12 protein-coding genes are annotated in these 16010 nt (G+C 73.3%); 7 read left to right on the top strand and 5 right to left on the bottom strand.

The features are described 5' to 3' along the window. Positions 1–35 precede the first annotated feature (35 nt). Positions 36–1562, bottom strand: coding sequence for a DUF4331 family protein (locus ACFZB3_RS46625; protein ID WP_391389297.1), 1527 nt, complete (start codon positions 1560–1562; stop codon positions 36–38). 206 nt (positions 1563–1768) lie between these two features. On the opposite strand from ACFZB3_RS46625, the gene ACFZB3_RS46630 reads away from it, so the two are divergent. From ACFZB3_RS46630 to ACFZB3_RS46640, 3 genes are all read left to right on the top strand, one after another. Next, positions 1769–2311 carry a sigma-70 family RNA polymerase sigma factor gene (locus ACFZB3_RS46630; RefSeq protein ID WP_362594403.1) on the top strand — a complete coding sequence of 181 codons (543 nt, stop codon included), beginning with the start codon at positions 1769–1771 and terminating at the stop codon, positions 2309–2311. Continuing rightward, entirely contained in the window at positions 2308–3111 is an 804-nt protein-coding gene (locus ACFZB3_RS46635; RefSeq protein WP_391389300.1) for an anti-sigma factor domain-containing protein, read from the top strand. Before ACFZB3_RS46630 ends, ACFZB3_RS46635 begins: the two co-directional genes overlap by 4 nt. Positions 3112–3248: 137 nt before the next feature. After that, positions 3249–3518, top strand: a complete 270-nt coding sequence (locus ACFZB3_RS46640) for a hypothetical protein (protein WP_391389302.1) — start codon at positions 3249–3251, stop codon at positions 3516–3518. 23 nt (positions 3519–3541) lie between these two features. Here the strand turns inward: ACFZB3_RS46640 and ACFZB3_RS46645 are convergent, their stop codons facing one another. The 4 genes from ACFZB3_RS46645 to hmgA form a co-directional block, all read right to left on the bottom strand. Further along, on the bottom strand, positions 3542–4732 hold the full coding sequence (locus tag ACFZB3_RS46645; protein ID WP_391389304.1) for a CoA transferase: 1191 nt from the start codon (positions 4730–4732) through the stop codon (positions 3542–3544). A 69-nt stretch (positions 4733–4801) separates the two neighbouring features. Beyond that, complete coding sequence (locus ACFZB3_RS46650; RefSeq protein ID WP_391389306.1) at positions 4802–5953, bottom strand: type ISP restriction/modification enzyme; 1152 nt, start codon at positions 5951–5953, stop codon at positions 4802–4804. A 12-nt stretch (positions 5954–5965) separates the two neighbouring features. Continuing rightward, a complete protein-coding gene (locus tag ACFZB3_RS46655; RefSeq protein ID WP_391389308.1) occupies positions 5966–6715 on the bottom strand; it encodes a UTRA domain-containing protein in 750 nt (249 codons plus the stop codon). A gap of 26 nt (positions 6716–6741) precedes the next feature. Then, entirely contained in the window at positions 6742–8112 is a 1371-nt protein-coding gene (gene hmgA, locus ACFZB3_RS46660; RefSeq protein WP_391389310.1) for a homogentisate 1,2-dioxygenase, read from the bottom strand. 157 nt (positions 8113–8269) lie between these two features. Between hmgA and ACFZB3_RS46665 the strand changes: the two genes are divergently transcribed. From ACFZB3_RS46665 to ACFZB3_RS46680, 4 genes are all read left to right on the top strand, one after another. After that, on the top strand, positions 8270–8869 hold the full coding sequence (locus ACFZB3_RS46665; protein WP_391389311.1) for a hypothetical protein: 600 nt from the start codon (positions 8270–8272) through the stop codon (positions 8867–8869). Positions 8870–8933: 64 nt separating this feature from the next. Beyond that, the gene (locus tag ACFZB3_RS46670; protein ID WP_391389313.1) at positions 8934–9551 is read left to right on the top strand and encodes a TetR family transcriptional regulator; all 618 of its coding nucleotides are present in this window, start codon (positions 8934–8936) and stop codon (positions 9549–9551) included. 66 nt (positions 9552–9617) lie between these two features. After that, on the top strand, positions 9618–10493 hold the full coding sequence (locus ACFZB3_RS46675; RefSeq protein WP_391389315.1) for a hypothetical protein: 876 nt from the start codon (positions 9618–9620) through the stop codon (positions 10491–10493). A gap of 24 nt (positions 10494–10517) precedes the next feature. After that, complete coding sequence (locus ACFZB3_RS46680; protein ID WP_391389317.1) at positions 10518–15950, top strand: caspase family protein; 5433 nt, start codon at positions 10518–10520, stop codon at positions 15948–15950. Positions 15951–16010: the final 60 nt, after the last annotated feature.

Genomic DNA, 16010 nt, shown 5'->3' on the forward strand with positions numbered 1-16010 from the left:
CCGCAGCCGCCCGACTGCCCCGAAAGGAAAGGCGATTAGTACGGTCGCCGCATCCGGCGCCGCCACCAGCCGAACCCGGTGCCGATCAGCAGCACGCCCGCCGCACCCGCGGCCGCCGAGCCCGCGATGAGCGTCATGTTGTTGTCACCGGAACCGGTCAGGGCGTCGCCCAGCGCGCTCTTCGTGCTGCTGCCGGCCGCCGCCTTGGCGATCTTGCCGCGCGAACCGGCCGTCGGCTCCGCCACGTACGGGAAGTACTTCTCGAAGCTCTTGTCGTTCTTGTCGACCGCGTCGCCCAGGTCGTTCTTGGAACCGACCAGTTCGCCCTCCATGACCTGGAGCGCCTCGTCGATCACGTCGTCGGTGAGCCGCCGCCCGTTCGGGAAGCCCTGGTTGTCACCGTCCAGCACACCGAGCCGCTTGGGCTTGGCGGTGGGCTTGATGGACGTGTTCAGGCGGAGCATCTCCGACGGCTTCGCCTGCGGCTGCAGCGTGTTGAGGCCCTTGACGCCCGTGAGGAACACGCTGACGAGGTCGTTGCGGGGCTCGGACGGCGCCTTGATGTTGTAGATCGCCTGGATCAGCTTCGGCAGTTCCGGGTTGGTGACGTTCTTCAGGAACTGCGCGTCGTCCTTGGGCTGGGACGCGTTGAACTTGTCCTTGTCCTTCTGCGGGTTGACGACCTCGTTGACCAGCGGGTTGCCGAGGCGCGAGACCTGCGAGTAGTAGCCCTGGGCGTTCCTGCGCTGGGTCGTCGCGTAGATGCCGACGGTCGGGCGCGAAGCCGACTGCCGGATCAGGGAGTTCGGCACCTGGAGGGCGATCGTGTTGACGTTGTAGCCCTTGAGGGTGTCGTTGCCGACCTCGCTGAGGTTGCCGCCGTACAGCAGGTCGAAGACGCGCAGGTCGGCGAAGAACGGGTCGTCCGCCTGGCCGGCGAAGGTCGCGCCGCCGCCCACGGTCTTGTAGATGGCCTGGGAGCGCAGCTTCGCGTAGTCGGGCATCGACGCCTTGCCGACGTCCGACGGGGCCGCCGGGACGTCGCTGGCGATCCTCGTCGTGTGCTGCTGCCGACCGTTCTTCAGCTTGATCAGGTCGAGGTTGTACGACTGCGTGACGTTCAGGTCGGGGTCGGTCAGGTTGTCGACCACACCCGTGTTGTAGAGGAACGTCTTCTTGTTCTTGATCTGGGTCTTGAAGGTGTAGCGGAAGATCAGGTCGTCCAGCGCGTCACCGTTGTTGTCGACGTGGATGTCGTACTGGGCGTCGTCGGCGAACTGGTAGAAGTTCGGGCCGCCGGCCGGCTCCTCGAAGGGGATGTAGTCCGACACGATCGTCGTGGTGTCGGGCTTGTCCGGGCTGACGAACGCGTACAGGTCCGTGTTGTCGTACTGCGGGGTGCCCGAGATGAGCGGGGCCTCCCGGTGGGAGGAGGCGGAGGCCGCCCCCGGTTCCAGCGCGGCGACGCTGGCGGCTGTGATCCCGCCGGTGGCCAGTGCCCCACAGATGAGCGTGACAAGGCCCTTGCGCCCTGCGCCGCCCCTGGAGTTAAGAGGTGTCATGCCGTCCGTCCCTCGGTCCCAACTTGCTTGACGGACGGGTATACGGAGCCGGAGGGCCGTTTGGATTGGTCGGAAGAAAAAAATCTTTTCTTCCTGCTCGACCCGCGTTTTTGCCTTCCGCATACGTACTTCTGCCGGAGGTGCGTCAGTTGCGAATGCCTGGTGTGGGAGGACGGGCCGGGTGCGGCCACAGGAGGGGGGACGGGATGGAGGCGGACGAACTGCTGGTGCTCGTCGCCGGTGGCGACCAGAAGGCGTTCGAGGACCTCTACGGACTGGTGTCCGGGCCGGTGTTCGGGCTCGTACGGCGCGTGGTCCGCGACCCCGCCCAGTCCGAGGAGGTATCCCAGGAGGTGCTTCTCGAACTCTGGCGCTCCGCCGCCAAGTTCGACCCCGGCCGGGGCAGCGCCCTCTCCTGGATCCTCACCCTCGCCCACCGCCGCGCCGTGGACCGGGTGCGCAGTGCCCGCGCGGCCGGCGAACGCGAACAGCGCGAGGCGCTGCGGGCCGGCGAACCCGCCTTCGACCAGGTCGCCGAAACGGTGGAAGCCGGCCTGGAACGCGAATGGGTACGCCGCTGCCTGGACCGCCTCACGGCCCTGCAGCGCCAGTCCGTCACCCTCGCCTACTACGACGGCTACACGTACCGTGAGGTCGCCGAGCGGCTGAAGCTGCCGCTGGGCACGGTCAAGACACGGATGCGCGACGGACTCACCCGGCTGCGCGACTGCCTGGGAGGTGTGGCGTGAGCCTGGTCGGCCGCCTGCTGCACCGCGAGGACCTGCACTCGCTGGCCGCGCCCTATGCCCTGGACGCCCTGGAGCCCGGCGAGCGCCGCCGCTTCGAGAAGCACCTGCGGGACTGCGACCGGTGCGCCGAAGAGGTCCGGGAGCTGACCGAGGACACGGTACGGCTCGCCTTCTCCGCGGCGGCCCCGCCGCCCCTCGCGATGCGCGACCGGGTGCTGGCAGCCGTCCGCGCCACCCCCCAGGAGCCGGCCCCCGGCCAGGAGCGCGTGCCCAATCTGCCGCCGCACGTCTGGGGTGCACAGCCCCCGCCGCCGCGCCGGCGCCCGCGCCCGCTGTTCGTGCCGTTCGCCACCGCCACCGCGGCCGCCGCGCTGGTCGTCGCCTCGCTGTTCGCGGTGCAGGCCGACCGGACGCAGAACCAGCTCGACGCCGAGCGGGCCCAGTCGCGTGAGATCGCCCACGTTCTGGCCGCGGCCGACGCCCGCGCGACCACCTACAAGGACGCCCAGGGCCGAAGTATCGGAGCGGTGGCCTCCGTATCGGAGGGGCAGGCCGTCGTCACGCTCAGCGGATACGGCACCCCGTCGAACGGCCGGGTGCACCAGCTCTGGCTCATGCGCCCCCGTGTGCAACCACGCTCCCTCGGGCTCTTCGAGGCCGACACGCCCCTGGTCGCCACGGGTCTGGGCAAATCGGCGACGTCACTCGCGGTGACCGTCGAGCCCGCCGGCGGATCAGCTCAGCCCACCAGCCAGCCGGTTGTCCAACTCGCCCTGAAATCGGTTGGATTCGGAGAGTAGTCAAAGTGTAGTTCAAGAGGGGTCGTCAACACCCTTGCGGGGAAGGTGAATCCTGTGACCGCGATACACGAGTGCCCCATCGGGGCGATAGGGTTACCCTGCCCGGGCCGGGTGGACTCGTACGGGTGGGGAGTGACATGGATCAGATAACACGCAGCAGGGCGAGGGTTCCTGCGATCACCTGCGGGAGTGGCGCGACCAGTTCGCGCCTCGACCGCCATCTGTCGGTGCTGGCGGGTCCCGCCATACCGCAGCAGCAGGCGGTCGAGGCGACGTCGCTGATGCGTGAGCTGACCGCACGTGAACCCGCGCAGCGCAGCGACCGGGTCGCACGGGTCAGCCGGGTCTCCCTCTTCGCGCCACTGCGGCGGCTGCGCCGTTCGCTGTTCGGCAGCAGCAAGCACTGACCGTCCGACCGTAAGGCCCGCGCTCAGGCCGCCACACCGTCCCGGCGCAGCGCTGCGATCTCGGCGTCCGTCATCCCCACGGCACGCAGCAGCGCCTCGGTGTGCTGCCCGAGTGCGGGCACATCCCCCATCCGCGCCTCGTCCCCGCCCGGCAGCGTGATGGGCGGCAGCAACGCACGCAGCGGCCCGACCGGCGACCCCACTTCCCGCCACCGCTCCCGGGCCGCCAGCTGCGGGTGCCCGGCCAGCTCCGCCAGATCCCGCAGCCGCGCGCACGCGATGCCCGCTGCCTCCAGCCGGGCCAGCGCCTCGTCGGCGTCGAGCGCCTTCAGCGCCGTCCCGACCAGGTCGTCGGTCCGCGCCCGGTTCGCCACCCGCGCCGCGTTCGTCGCGAACTCCGGATCCGTTCCCAACTCCGGCAGCCCGATCACCTGTTCGGCCAGCCGCCGCCACTCCCGGTCGTTCTGCACCGACAGCAGCACCCGCCCGCCGCCCGCGACCGGATAGGCGTCGTACGGCGCGATGACCGCGTGCGCCAGACCGGTGCGCTCCGGCGGCGTCCCGCCGTGCATGGTGTGATGCAGCGGATGCCCCAGCCACTCGGCCAGCGCCTCCAGCATCGACACCTCCACCGGCCCGCCCCGCCCGGTCGTCCCGCGCCGCACCAGCGCCGCGAGGACCCCCGAGAAGGCGTACATGGCCGCCGCGATGTCCGCCGCCGGGATCCCGGCCTTCACGGGCTGCTCCGGCGTCCCGGTGACCGACACCAGACCCGCCTCGCACTGCACGAGCATGTCGTACGCGCGTTTGCCGGCGTACGGCCCCGACGCCCCGTACCCGGAGATGTCCACGGCGATCAGCCGGGGGTGCGCGGCGCACAGCGTGGCCGCGTCGAGGCCGAGCCGGGACGCGGCACCGTGGGCCAGGTTCTGCACGAAGACGTCCGCGTCCGCGATCAGCCGCCGTACGGCGTCCAGGCCGCGGGGGTCCTTCAGGTCCAGCGCGATGGACTCCTTGCCGCGGTTGCACCACACGAAGTGCGAGGCGAGGCCGCGGGCGGCGGTGTCGTAGCCGCGGGCGAAGTCGCCGCCGTCGGGGCGTTCGACTTTGATGACCCGGGCGCCGAGATCGGCCAGTTGCCGGGTGGCGAAGGGGGCGGCGACGGCCTGTTCGACGGCGACGACGGTGATGCCTGCGAGGGGGAGAGGGTCCATGAGCGCCGTCCTTGTCCGCGGGTGGGTGGGGGCTTGTCGCGCAGTTCCCCGCGCCCCCGAACAGGTCGGTCACAGCAACGTGAACTGGCCTGCCGGGCCTTCCTCGTGGTGGTCCAGGACCGACGCCGGTCTGCGGGACGTCTCCGGAGGCGGGAGTACGCCCGCTGTCGTCAGGTCGGTCGTCGTGATCTGTGTCCTGATCTCCAGGGTGGCCTGCTGCGTGCGGACGTCCGCCAGCAGGGCCAGGATCGTGATCAGCTCCAGCAGTTCCGAGGTCCGGGGCTGGGGCCAGGCCGGTGGGGTGATCGCCGCCAGAGTGCCCGGTTCCGCCTGCCGGGTGCGGGCGGCCGTCCACGCTTCCAGGACCCGCACGTCACCCATCGTGAAGTCCCATGCCTCCGGCGGTACCGGGGAGATGCGGCCCTCGTCGAGGTGGAGGGTCTCCCCGTCCGGGTCGTAGTGGACCGTGCGGGGGCGGGCGGGGAGCGGGGCCCGGACGTACGGGCGGCGGCCGCCCGGGAGTTTGGGGCGGTCGCCGTGCCGGCGCAGCAGCCACAGGGCCCGGTGGCCGAGATCCACGCCCCGGGCCCAGACGTCGGGATCCGCGGTGAGCGGGACCGTGCGGTCCGGGCGGATCGCCGTCAGGGCCCAGGCCAGGACGTCCGGCGGCGTGACGTCCCGGCCCAGCCGGTCGGCCAGGTACGCCGGCAGTCCCGGTGCCAGGTTCGGCTCCGCACCGCCCGGGCGGCGGTACAGCGGGCGGATGCGGCCCGCGCGCAGGGTGGGGAGGAGGGAGGTCGTCAGCAGGGGCATGCCCTCCGGCGACTCGACGGCGAACACCTGGTGGTCGTCCGCGACCCGCCACAACTCGGGGCGGGCCGTGTCGATCAGGCGGTGGTCCGGGATCAGCCACTGCTCGTCGAACGGGGCGGCCAGGACGCGGACCGGGGCCGGGCAGGGGCCGGACGCGTCGGCGAGCGGTTCGGTGCCGCTGGGCTGGCCGGGGAGCTGGGCGACCGCGGAGTGCACCGTGCGGGCGCGCGTCGGCTCGAACAACGTCTCCCGGTCGGGGCCCTCGGCCTTGAGGAGGGCGTCCCAGCGGGTCTTCAGGGTCGCCGGTTCGGGAGCCGTCGGCCACCCCCGGCCGAGCCGTAGTGGTGCGACGGACCACGGCATGAGGTCCGCAAGCAGCGGAGCGTCGTCGCGCGTCACGCCCGGCATCGTACGACGACTTCAGGTGGCGTCGAGCGTGACCGTGAAGGAGAAACGGTCGCCGCGGTAGTGGATGACCGCCAGGTCCAGGACCCGGCCGGCGGTGTCGTAGGTGACACCCGTGTAGTGCAGGATCGGGCTCAGGAGCGGGACCTGGAGCAGGCGGGCGGTCTCCGGGTCGGCCAGCCGGGCCGCCACCGTGTCCGTGATGCGGCTGATGTCCGCGCCGACGACGTCCTGGAGCACCTTGGTCATCGGCTGCCGGGCCAGGTCCTCCGGGTCGATGCGCTCGGCCAGTTCGGGGCGGACGTGGTTGCGGGCGTGGTTGGTGGGCTCGCCGGTCTGCTCGTCGCTGCGGAGCCGGTGATAGGCCGCCACCTCGGTGAGGTCCGGGAAGTACTCGCCGAGTTCGCCGGTGACGGGCACCGTGCCGTGGTCCAGCAGCTCCGCCCGCATCCCCGACTGCTGGGCCACGATCGCGTCCACCGAGCCGAGCAGCCGTACCGGGGTGCCCCGCCGGGCGTCCGGCTCGATGAAGGTGCCCCGGCGGCGGTGCCGGCTGATCAGGCCCTCGTCCTCCAGCTCCTTCAGGGCCTGCCGCATGGTCAGCACGCTCACGCCGTAGTGCTCCGCGAGCTGTTCCTCGGTGGGCAGCCGGAGCGGGTCCCGGGGCGAGCGGCCGAGTATCGAGGCGCGCAGCGACTGCGACACCTGGTACCAGAGCGGCAGCTTGCGGTTCAGGACGATCGAGTCCGGGGCGAAGGAGGTCACGGGCCATCCGTACCGGTGCGAGATCTTCAGTGCAAGGGGCGGAAGTGCCGTTCCAGGCCCCGCCACACGTCGTCGTAGCGCTGCTGGAGGTGATCGGCGTCCGCCGCCTGCGGGGTGAGCGTCACCGGCCAGCGCGTCTCGAACATGAATGCCAGGCCGTCGTCCACCTTCTGGGGCTGCAGTTCGGCCGCGCTCGCCCGGTCGAACGTCTCCCGGTCCGGACCGTGCGCCGACATCATGTTGTGCAGCGACCCGCCGCCCGGTACGAAGCCCCCCTTCCCGGCCGTCTTCGCGTCGTAGGCACCCTCCACCAGCCCCATGTACTCGGTCATCACGTTCCGGTGGAAGTACGGCGGCCGGAAGGTGTTCTCGCCCACCAGCCAGCGCGGCGCGAAGACCACGAAGTCGACACCGGCCAGGCCCGGGGTGTCGGACGGGGACGTCAGCACCGTGAAGATCGACGGGTCCGGGTGGTCGTACGAGACGGAGCCGATCACATTGAAACGGCGCAGATCGTAGGCGTACGGCACATGTGTGCCGTGCCAGGCGACCACGTCCAGCGGGGAGTGGTCATAGGTGGCCGTCCACAGGTTCCCGCAGAACTTGTTGACCACCTGCACCGGGCCCTCGACGTCCTCGTAGGCGGCGACGGGGGCCAGGAAATCCCGGGCGTTGGCGAGGCCGTTGGCGCCGATCGGGCCGAGGTCGGGGAGGCGGAACGGCGAACCGTAGTTCTCGCACACATAACCCCGGGCCGTGGCATCCAGCAGCTCCACACAGAAGCGGACCCCACGGGGGATCAGCGCCACATGTCCCGGCTCCACATGCAGCAGGCCGAACTCCGTGTGCAGCAGCAGACCGCCGCGCTCCGGGACGATCAGCAGCTCGCCGTCCGCGTCGGAGAAGACCCGGTCCATGGAGGCGTCGGCGTGGTAGAGGTGCACGGCCATGCCGGTGCGCTGGGCCGCGTCGCCGTTGCCGCCCAGGGTCCACAGGCCGGCCAGGAAGTCCGTGCCCGGCGCGGGCTCCGGCAGGGGGTTCCAGCGCAGCCGGTTCGGGTCCGGGGCGGTGTCCGTGAAGGGAGCGGTGCGCAGCCCGCCGTTGCCGGCGGCCCGGGTGAACGCCGGATGGGCGGCCGAGGGGCGGATCCGGTACAGCCAGGAGCGGCGGTTGTGGGCCCGCGGCTCGGTGAAGGCCGTGCCGCTGAGCTGCTCCGCGTACAGGCCGAGAGGGGCGCGCTGCGGGGAGTTGCGGCCCTCGGGCAGGGCGCCCGGCACCGCCTCCGAGGAGTGCTCGTTGCCGAACCCGGAGAGGTACGCCAGCCCCTCGGCGCTCTTCCGTGCCTCCCCGCGGTCCCGCCCGAACGCGCTCGCGCGGGAGGTGCCCCCATCGCTCATGATCGCTCCCTGAACCTGCCTGCCGTCGATTCCTATGCATCACCGTAGGATTGCGTGGAGGCTGGTGCAAGAGGGCGGGGGCCATCCCGGCGGGGGATGGCGAGAACCCGACTTCAGGGGGATCCGGTCCGCGGCGTGCTGTTCTACGCTCCCGGGCATGTCGTGGACGCGTGGACTGCCGGGTGCGCTCGCGGTCTGTGTGCTGCTGCTGGTCGCCGCGGCGGGGTGCGGGACCGGAGAGCCCCACGGACAGCGAGGGGCGGAGTCGCCCGCACCGGTGGGCAAGATCCTGGACGACACGGACGAGAGCGGACGCCACTACCGCGAGGTGGACCGGAAGCAGGCGCCCGAGGTGGGCACGGTGGTCACCCCGGACGCGTCCGGCGGCTGGGACGTACGGCTCGACGTGCACCGCTTCCGGTTCTCCCGGGCGGGCGCCGCGGCGAGGGCGGTCGCCGGCCGCGGGCTCGCCTACCTCTTCGTGGACGGCAACCTGGTGACGCGGCTGCGCACCCCCGCGTACCACCTGCCCGCCGGCCTCGTCCCGCACGGCACCCACCACGTCACCGCCCGGCTCTACGCGGACGACGGCACGGTCTGGGCCGTGCACGGCAAGCCGGTGGAGAGCACCGCGGACGTCACGGCGTCCGGCGCGGAGACGGCGACGCCGGCTCCGCCGGGGGCCGGGTCCGCCACCCCCTCGGCCACCGGTACCACCGGCACCGGCACCCGTGCGACCAGCCCGGACGCCGGATGAGTGCATGGGCCATCCGCCCGCGTACTGGGGGGCGAGGTTCACCTGATCCCGGCGGAAAGGCATCATGAAGCCCGTGCCCCCAGCGACACCGCTTCGCAAAGCGCCCGTACAGCGCCGCAGCGCCGAACGGCTGACCCGGATCCTCGACGCCTGTGCCGACCTCCTCGACGAGGTCGGCTACGACGAACTGAGCACCCGGGCCGTCGCGGTGCGCGCCGGGGTGCCCATCGGCTCCGTCTACCGCTTCTTCGGCAACAAGCGGCAGATGGCCGACGCCCTCGCCCAGCGCAACCTGGAGCGCTACTCCGAGCGCGTCACCCAGCGGCTGAAGGACGCGCCGAAGGGCGACTGGCGGACCGCGATGGACGCGGTGCTCGACGAGTACCTGGCCATGAAACGCACCGCCCCCGGCTTCTCCCTCGTCGACTTCGGCAACCAGATCCCGGTCGGCGCCCGCCACTCCGAACCCAACCGCAGAGTCGCCGACCGCCTGACCGACCTCCTCTCCGGCTACCTCGGCCGCACCCCCGACGAGGCCCTGCGCCGCACCTTCCTGGTGGCCGTGGAAACCGCCGACACGCTGGTCCACCTCTCCTTCCGGGTGGACCCGGAGGGCGACGCGGAGATCATCAGGGAGATGCGGGAGCTGCTGCGGGCCTATCTGGGGCGGGTGCTGGACTGAACGGGCTCCGCAGGGGCTCCCGTTGCTAGTCTGAGAGCACGCTGGGCGCGCGCACGGGGGGACCGTATGGCTCGGGTGGTCTGCATCCACGGAATCGGCCGGCAGCACACGGGGGAGCGGGAGTTGCGCGGGGCCTGGCACCCCGCCCTCAGCGACGGCCTGACCCGCGCCGGAGCCGTGACCGACCTCGCGGCGGACGACGTGCGCTGCGTCTTCTACGGCGATCTGTTCCGCCCGCCCGGCCGCACCCTCGCACTCGGCGACCCGCCCCTGGACGCCTCCGACGTCGCGGACGGCTTCGAGGCCGAACTCCTGCTGGCATGGTGGGCGGAGGCGGCCCGGACGGACGGCACGGTACTGCCGCCCGACGCCCGTACCCTGGCCCGCACCCCCCAGGCGGTGCAGCGGGCCCTCAACGCCCTCAGCCGCTCCCGCTTCTTCGCCGGCGTCGCCCTGCGCGGTCTCGTACTCGACCTCAGGCAGGTCCGCGGGTACCTGTGCGACCCCGCCCTGCGGGACGCCGTCCAGCAGCGGGTCGCCGACGCGGTGACCGAGCGGACCCGGGTCGTGGTGGGCCACTCGCTCGGCAGCGTCGTCGCCTACGAGGCGCTGTGCGCCCGCCCGGACTGGCCGGTGCGCACCCTGCTGACGCTGGGCTCGCCGCTCGGGGTGCGCAACCTGGTCTTCGACCGGCTGCGCACCGGCCCCACCGGATCGCCCGGTGACTGGCCGGGCTCCGTACGGCACTGGACCAACCTCGCGGACGCGGGGGACGTCGTCGCCCTGGTGAAGGACCTCCGGCCGCTGTTCGGCGAGCGGGTCAGGTGTCAGGTGGTCCACAACGGGGCACGGGCTCATGACGCGACGCGGTATCTCAACACGGCGGAGGCGGGACGCGCGGTGGAGGAGGGGTGCCGGGAGACGGGGGAGGCCGGGGTATGAGCGGCAGACGCCGGTCGGTGGACCATGGGCGCGGCACGGCGCCCCGCTGAGGCGGCGGACGGCCCGCTGCCGGGCACCCCGCGCCGCTTCCTCATCGCCGCCGCCGTCACCTCCGTGGCCGCGCATCCCGAGGCGGAGCGCGCGGAACTCGCCGACGACGTACGCCGGATCGAGGAACTCTTCCTCGGGCCGCTCGGCTACCGCCGGGGCACGGACCTCGCCCTCGACCCGACCCGCCGCCAGCTCCAGGACGCGCTGCGGGCGTTCGCCACGGCCCCGGACCGCAGTCCCGAGGACTACGTCGTCCTCTATCTCGCCACGCACGGGGTCACCGCCGAGCACAGCGGACGCCACTACCTGCTGCTGAACGACAGCGACGCCCGCGATCTGCGCGGCACCGCCCTGCCCACCGAGGACCTGGTCGCCCAGCTCTGGGAGGACACCCCCGTCGAGCGGCTCCTGGTGCTGATCGACGCCTGCTACTCCGAGGAGGGGGCCGACCGGGCACTGCGCGGCGCGCTGGAGGCCCGCCGCTTCCGGGAGCCGGTCACCGAGCACGGCACCACCGGCCTGGTCCTCGTCTCGTCGTCCCGCCGGAAGGAGGAGGCGTACACCGGCGCTCTGTCGGCCGCCTTCGACCGGGCCGTGCGGCGCACGGCCACCGCCGGGAACGCGCCCGCCCACATCAGCCTCGAACACGTCATGGCGGCCATCCGCAGCGACCCCGAGATCCCCGCCGCCCAGCGGCCCGTCTGGTCCCTCACCCACGCCACCGGGGACATCCCGGCCTTCCTCCCCAACCCCCGGTACGTGCCCGACTCCGCCGGGCTCAGGCTGGAGGAGATCGACCGCATCGTCGATCTCGGCGCCCGCGAACGCGGCGCCCGCGACCAGGACATGCGGGAGTTCTTCGTGCCCCGCGCCCGCGGCACCGACGTGCCCACCGAGGACGTCTGGGACTTCACCGGCCGCCACGCGGCGCTGGGCGACATCACCACCTGGCTCGACCCGCGCCGGGCCGGGGAACGCCTCTGCGTGGTCACCGGGGACCCCGGGTCCGGCAAGTCCTCACTGCTCGGCATGGTGGCCGTCCTCACCGACGACCACCGCAGCGAGTCGGTGCCCCGCACCGGGCTGCCCGCGCTGCTGCCCCGCCCCGGCGACGTGGACGTCCGCATCAACGCGAGCCATCTCTCCACCCGCCAGCTCCTCGACGCCCTGTCGGCGGCCGCGGGCTGCGCCGCCGACTCCCTCGGGGCGCTCACCGCGCACCTCCAGACCAGGACCCGCCCGCTCGTCGTCCTCGTCGACTCGCTGGACGAGGCGCTAACCCCGCACGACGCCCTGGACGAACTGTTCCTCCCGCTCAGCGACCCCGAACGCCGTCTCCAGCTGCGCCTGCTGATCGGCGCCCGCCCCCACGTCGCCGCCCGCCTGACCGCCGCCAGCCCGCGCATCGACCTCGACTCCGAACGGTACGGCGACCCGGACGCGGTGCGCGCCTACACCCGCAAGCTGCTGTGCGCCGACGGCTCGGTCCTCAGGACCGCCGTACCCCGGCTGGTGGACGAGATCGCGGAGGCGGTCGCGGAGGCCGCCGGCCGGTCCTTCCTGGTCGCCCGGATCACCGCCCGCACCATCGCCCGCGAACCCCGGCCGCCGGACCCGTACGACCGGCGATGGCGCGACGGGCTCCCGCGGCTGCCGGGCGAGGCGATGGAACGCGACCTGGTCCAACGCCTCGGCCCGCTGGCCGCCCGGGCCCGCGACCTCCTCCTTCCGCTCGCCTACACCCAGGGCGCCGGCCTGCCCTGGGCCGGCATCTGGCCCCGGCTGGCCTCGGCGCTCACCGGCACGCAGTACCGCGACGAGCACATCGTCTGGCTGCGGCAGGCGGCCGGGTCCTACGTGGTGGAAAGCGTCGAGAGCGGCGGGTCGGTCTACCGGGTCTACCACCGCGCGCTCATCGAGTACCTGCGCGAGGGCCGGGACGCGGCGGCGATCCAGCGCACGGTGACGAGGGTGCTGCGGGACATCGAACACCCCTATGTCCGGCGGTACCTGGCCCTGCACGCCGGCGCGGGCGGGGTCCTCGATCCCCTGGTCCAGGACGCGGCCTTCGTCCTGGGCGCCGAACCGGGCCCGCTGCTCGCCGCCCTGCCCGGCCTCCGCACCCCCGAGGGCCGCCGCGCCGGGCAGGCGATACGCGACCTGGAGGAGCAGCTGCGGGACCGGGCGGGCGCCGGCGCGGACCCGCGGATCCGGGCCCGACTGCGGCTGGCGGCGGTGTGCCGCAAGGCGCAGCCCCTGGCGGACTCCTGCGACACCGGGGAGGGCGAGCTGCCGTGGCGCGCACGCTGGGCGGCATGGAACCCGCACGAGGGCAACCGGCGGTACGCGGCGATGATGTTCGGGGTCGGGAACGGAGTGGTGGTGCCCGAGCAGTACGGCGCCCGGTTCCTGGACCTGTCGCCCTGGGACGGGGCGATGTGGTGCGACCTGGACAGCGGCACCTGGCAGCAGGTGCACCCGCAACGGGGTGACCCGTACGCGTGGACGATCACGGCGACACCCCAGGTGGCGGGCGCCGCGGCCGGCCTGACCTGGACCAGGCGCCTGGCGATCGAGAACAAGAAGATCGTCACGAAGAACTACGCGCGCCTGCTCCACCTGTGGGGGGACTACGGGCGGCAGACCTGGCTGCTGCCGCCCGCCCCGACGGACACCGAACCCGAGCGGCGCCTTCCGGAGCCGCCGTCGGAGGTGGCCGTACTCGCGGGGGCCGACGGCCGGGCCGGCACGGTGGCGCTGCGCCTCGACGGCGGGCTCCTCGTCTACCGGCTCGGCGCCACCCGCGCCCACCCTCCGCTGACCCGGGTGCAACGCCGGGCCCTGTGGGACTTCCAGATCAGCGACTGGGAGGAGCGCGCGGAGGAGCAGTCGGCCGAGTTCCTCCTCGCGCTCACCCCCGAGGGACCGGGCACCCGGATCACCGCGTGCGCGGCGCCCGAGGGCCTGCCGGACCTGACGCTGCTGCTGGGGTACGAGGACGGCCGGGTGGTGCCGTTCGACACCGAAAGCCGCACAGCGGGCGTCGAGGTGACCACCGGGCACGAGGGACCGGTCACCCGGATCGAGTGGGTGGCCGGCCACCCGCAGGGCAGCCTCTTCGTCACCGCGGGCGACGACCACACGGTCCGGCTGTCCGCCGTCGCCACCCGCGGGCCGCTGCGGACCCTGCTGCGGAGCGCCTTCGCCGTCGCGTCCTTCGCGGTCCACCGGGTCGGCCGGCAGCGGATCGTCGCCGTGGTCACGGCCGACGGCCAGCTGCACCGGATCGACCTGGACAGCGGCCGTCCGATCGGCCTGCCGCTGCGGGTCGACCCCGGTACCGCGAGCCGGGTGGCCGCCTTCGACCTCGGACCCACCGCCTGTGTCTCCGTGCAGGGGAACAACAGCGGTCTCCAGCTCTACGACCTGGTGTCCGGGGAGCGCGTGGGCGGCCAGGTCCGAAGACACGCCGCCGCGGCCGTCTGCGCGGCCGGCGGCACGGTCTGCGCGGGCGGTTCCGACGGGGTCGTCCGCTTCTGGCCCTCCGTCCACGCCGCCGACTCGGTGCAGATCACCGCGCACGAGGGCGCGTTGCTGGCCGCCGGTGAGATCCGCGGACCGGGCGGCGCGCCCGCGCTGCTCACGGTCGGCGTGGACGCCCGGATCCGCTGCTGGGACCTGGACCGGCCGCACGAGCTGTGGCGCCGCCGGGTCCTCGACCCGGGTCTCTGGGAGGTCCCGCTGATCGGCTGCGCCGCCGTGGGGCACACGGCGGACGGCCGGTCCTACGTGGTCACCGGAGAGCACGGCGGCCGGGTCGCGGTACTCGTGCTGCGGGACGGACTCCCCGTGGCCGAGCAGGAGTTCGTCCTTCCCGAGATCGTCACCGCCGTCACGGCGGGCCGCGTCCGGGGCCGGGACGTGGTGGTCGCCGGTACCGGGTCCGGCCGGATGGCCTGCTGGGACGTGGGCGCGGGCCGGATGTACTCGCTCGGCCCGGCCCCGGACGAGCCGGTGTGGCTCACGGCGCTCGCCCTCGCCCCCGACGGCTCGGGGCGGCTGGCGGCCGGCGCGTTCGACGGATCCGTCCGGGAGTGGTCGCTGCCGGGGTACCTGCCGCTGGGACCGGCCCGTGCCGCACACCGGGGCACCGTCCTCGCCCTGGCCCATGCCGGCGGCCGGCTCTTCGGCTGCGGCACCGACTCCCGGCTGGTCTGCCTGGACGACGGCTGGGAGCGGCGGATGCCGCAGCCCGTCGGCTCGCTGCACGCCACCCGCGACGGACTGCTGTGCGGGGACGAGCAGGGACAGGTCTGGCAGGTGCGGGAGACTCCCGAGGGCCGGCGCGCGGTGGAACTGCTGGACGCGGTAAGGCCCGTGTCCGCGGTGTCGGCGGTGACCCTCGACGGGCGCCTGGCGGTCGTCGCGGGCAGCGCCGACGGGTCGCTCCAGGTACGGGACGGCGAGACCGGGGCGCTGCTGCGGCGGCTGCGCCCGGTCAGCGGCGGCGGGGTGCAGCAACTCGCCACCGTCGCCTGGCGGTCGCCCGGCCGGGCGGTCCGCCCGCTGCTGTTCTCCCGGGGCGCCGACGGCCTGCTGGAATACTGGGACTTCGGCACCCGCGGAGCCGTCGCCTCCGCGGGACGGCCCCTGGTCACCCCCGTGCCGCACCAGCGCCGGGAGCGGGTACGGCTGGCCGTGCTCCCGGACGGACCGGACGCCCAGGCGCTGCTCTCGCTGGCGGTCTGGGACGCGCGGCCCAATCCGCTGGCCTACGGCACCGTCGCTGACCTCCATGTCGCCGTCCACGACATCGCCCACGGACCCCGGTACGACCAGCCGTGCTCGGCCGAGGCGGAGGACACCGAGGCCGGCACGGTGCGCGCGGTGCAGTGCGCGGGCCGGCTGCTGGTCCTGGTCCACGTCGACGGGGTGGGCGTACGGGTGCTGGACACGTCGACCCGCCGCTGGGCGGTCCTGCACGGGCTGGACATGACCGAGGCGTTCACCCTGACGGGGCCGGGCGGCGACGAACTCCTGGTGACCGGCGGGCACTACACCCGCATCATCCCGTGGGAGTCCCTGCTGCCCCGCTTCACCGGTCCCGACGAGCGCCCGCCCCGGCACCGTCCCGCCACCGGCGGACGCCGCCTCTACCGCCGTCCGCCGTCACCGCCGCCCGTGGCCCACGAGCACGTCACACGCGTGGACGTCGACCACGCCGCCCTCCTGCCGGGCGGCACGTCCTATGCCGTGGCGAGCAGGGACGCGCTGGTCGTCCTGGACACCCGCACCGGCACCGTCCGCCGCGAAGTGGACCTTCCCTCCCCGTGCACCGCCCTCGCCGCCGGCCCCCGCGGCGAACTGATAGTCGGCACCCGCAACGGAATCATCCTCTTCGACTGAGGCGCCCCCTGAGGCGCCCACCTGCGGTGCCCCGCCAAGCGCCCGCGCCCCGGCGCCGGC

Origin of the sequence: Streptomyces sp. NPDC008092 (assembly GCF_042957285.1) — a bacterium.
GTDB lineage: Bacteria > Actinomycetota > Actinomycetes > Streptomycetales > Streptomycetaceae > Streptomyces.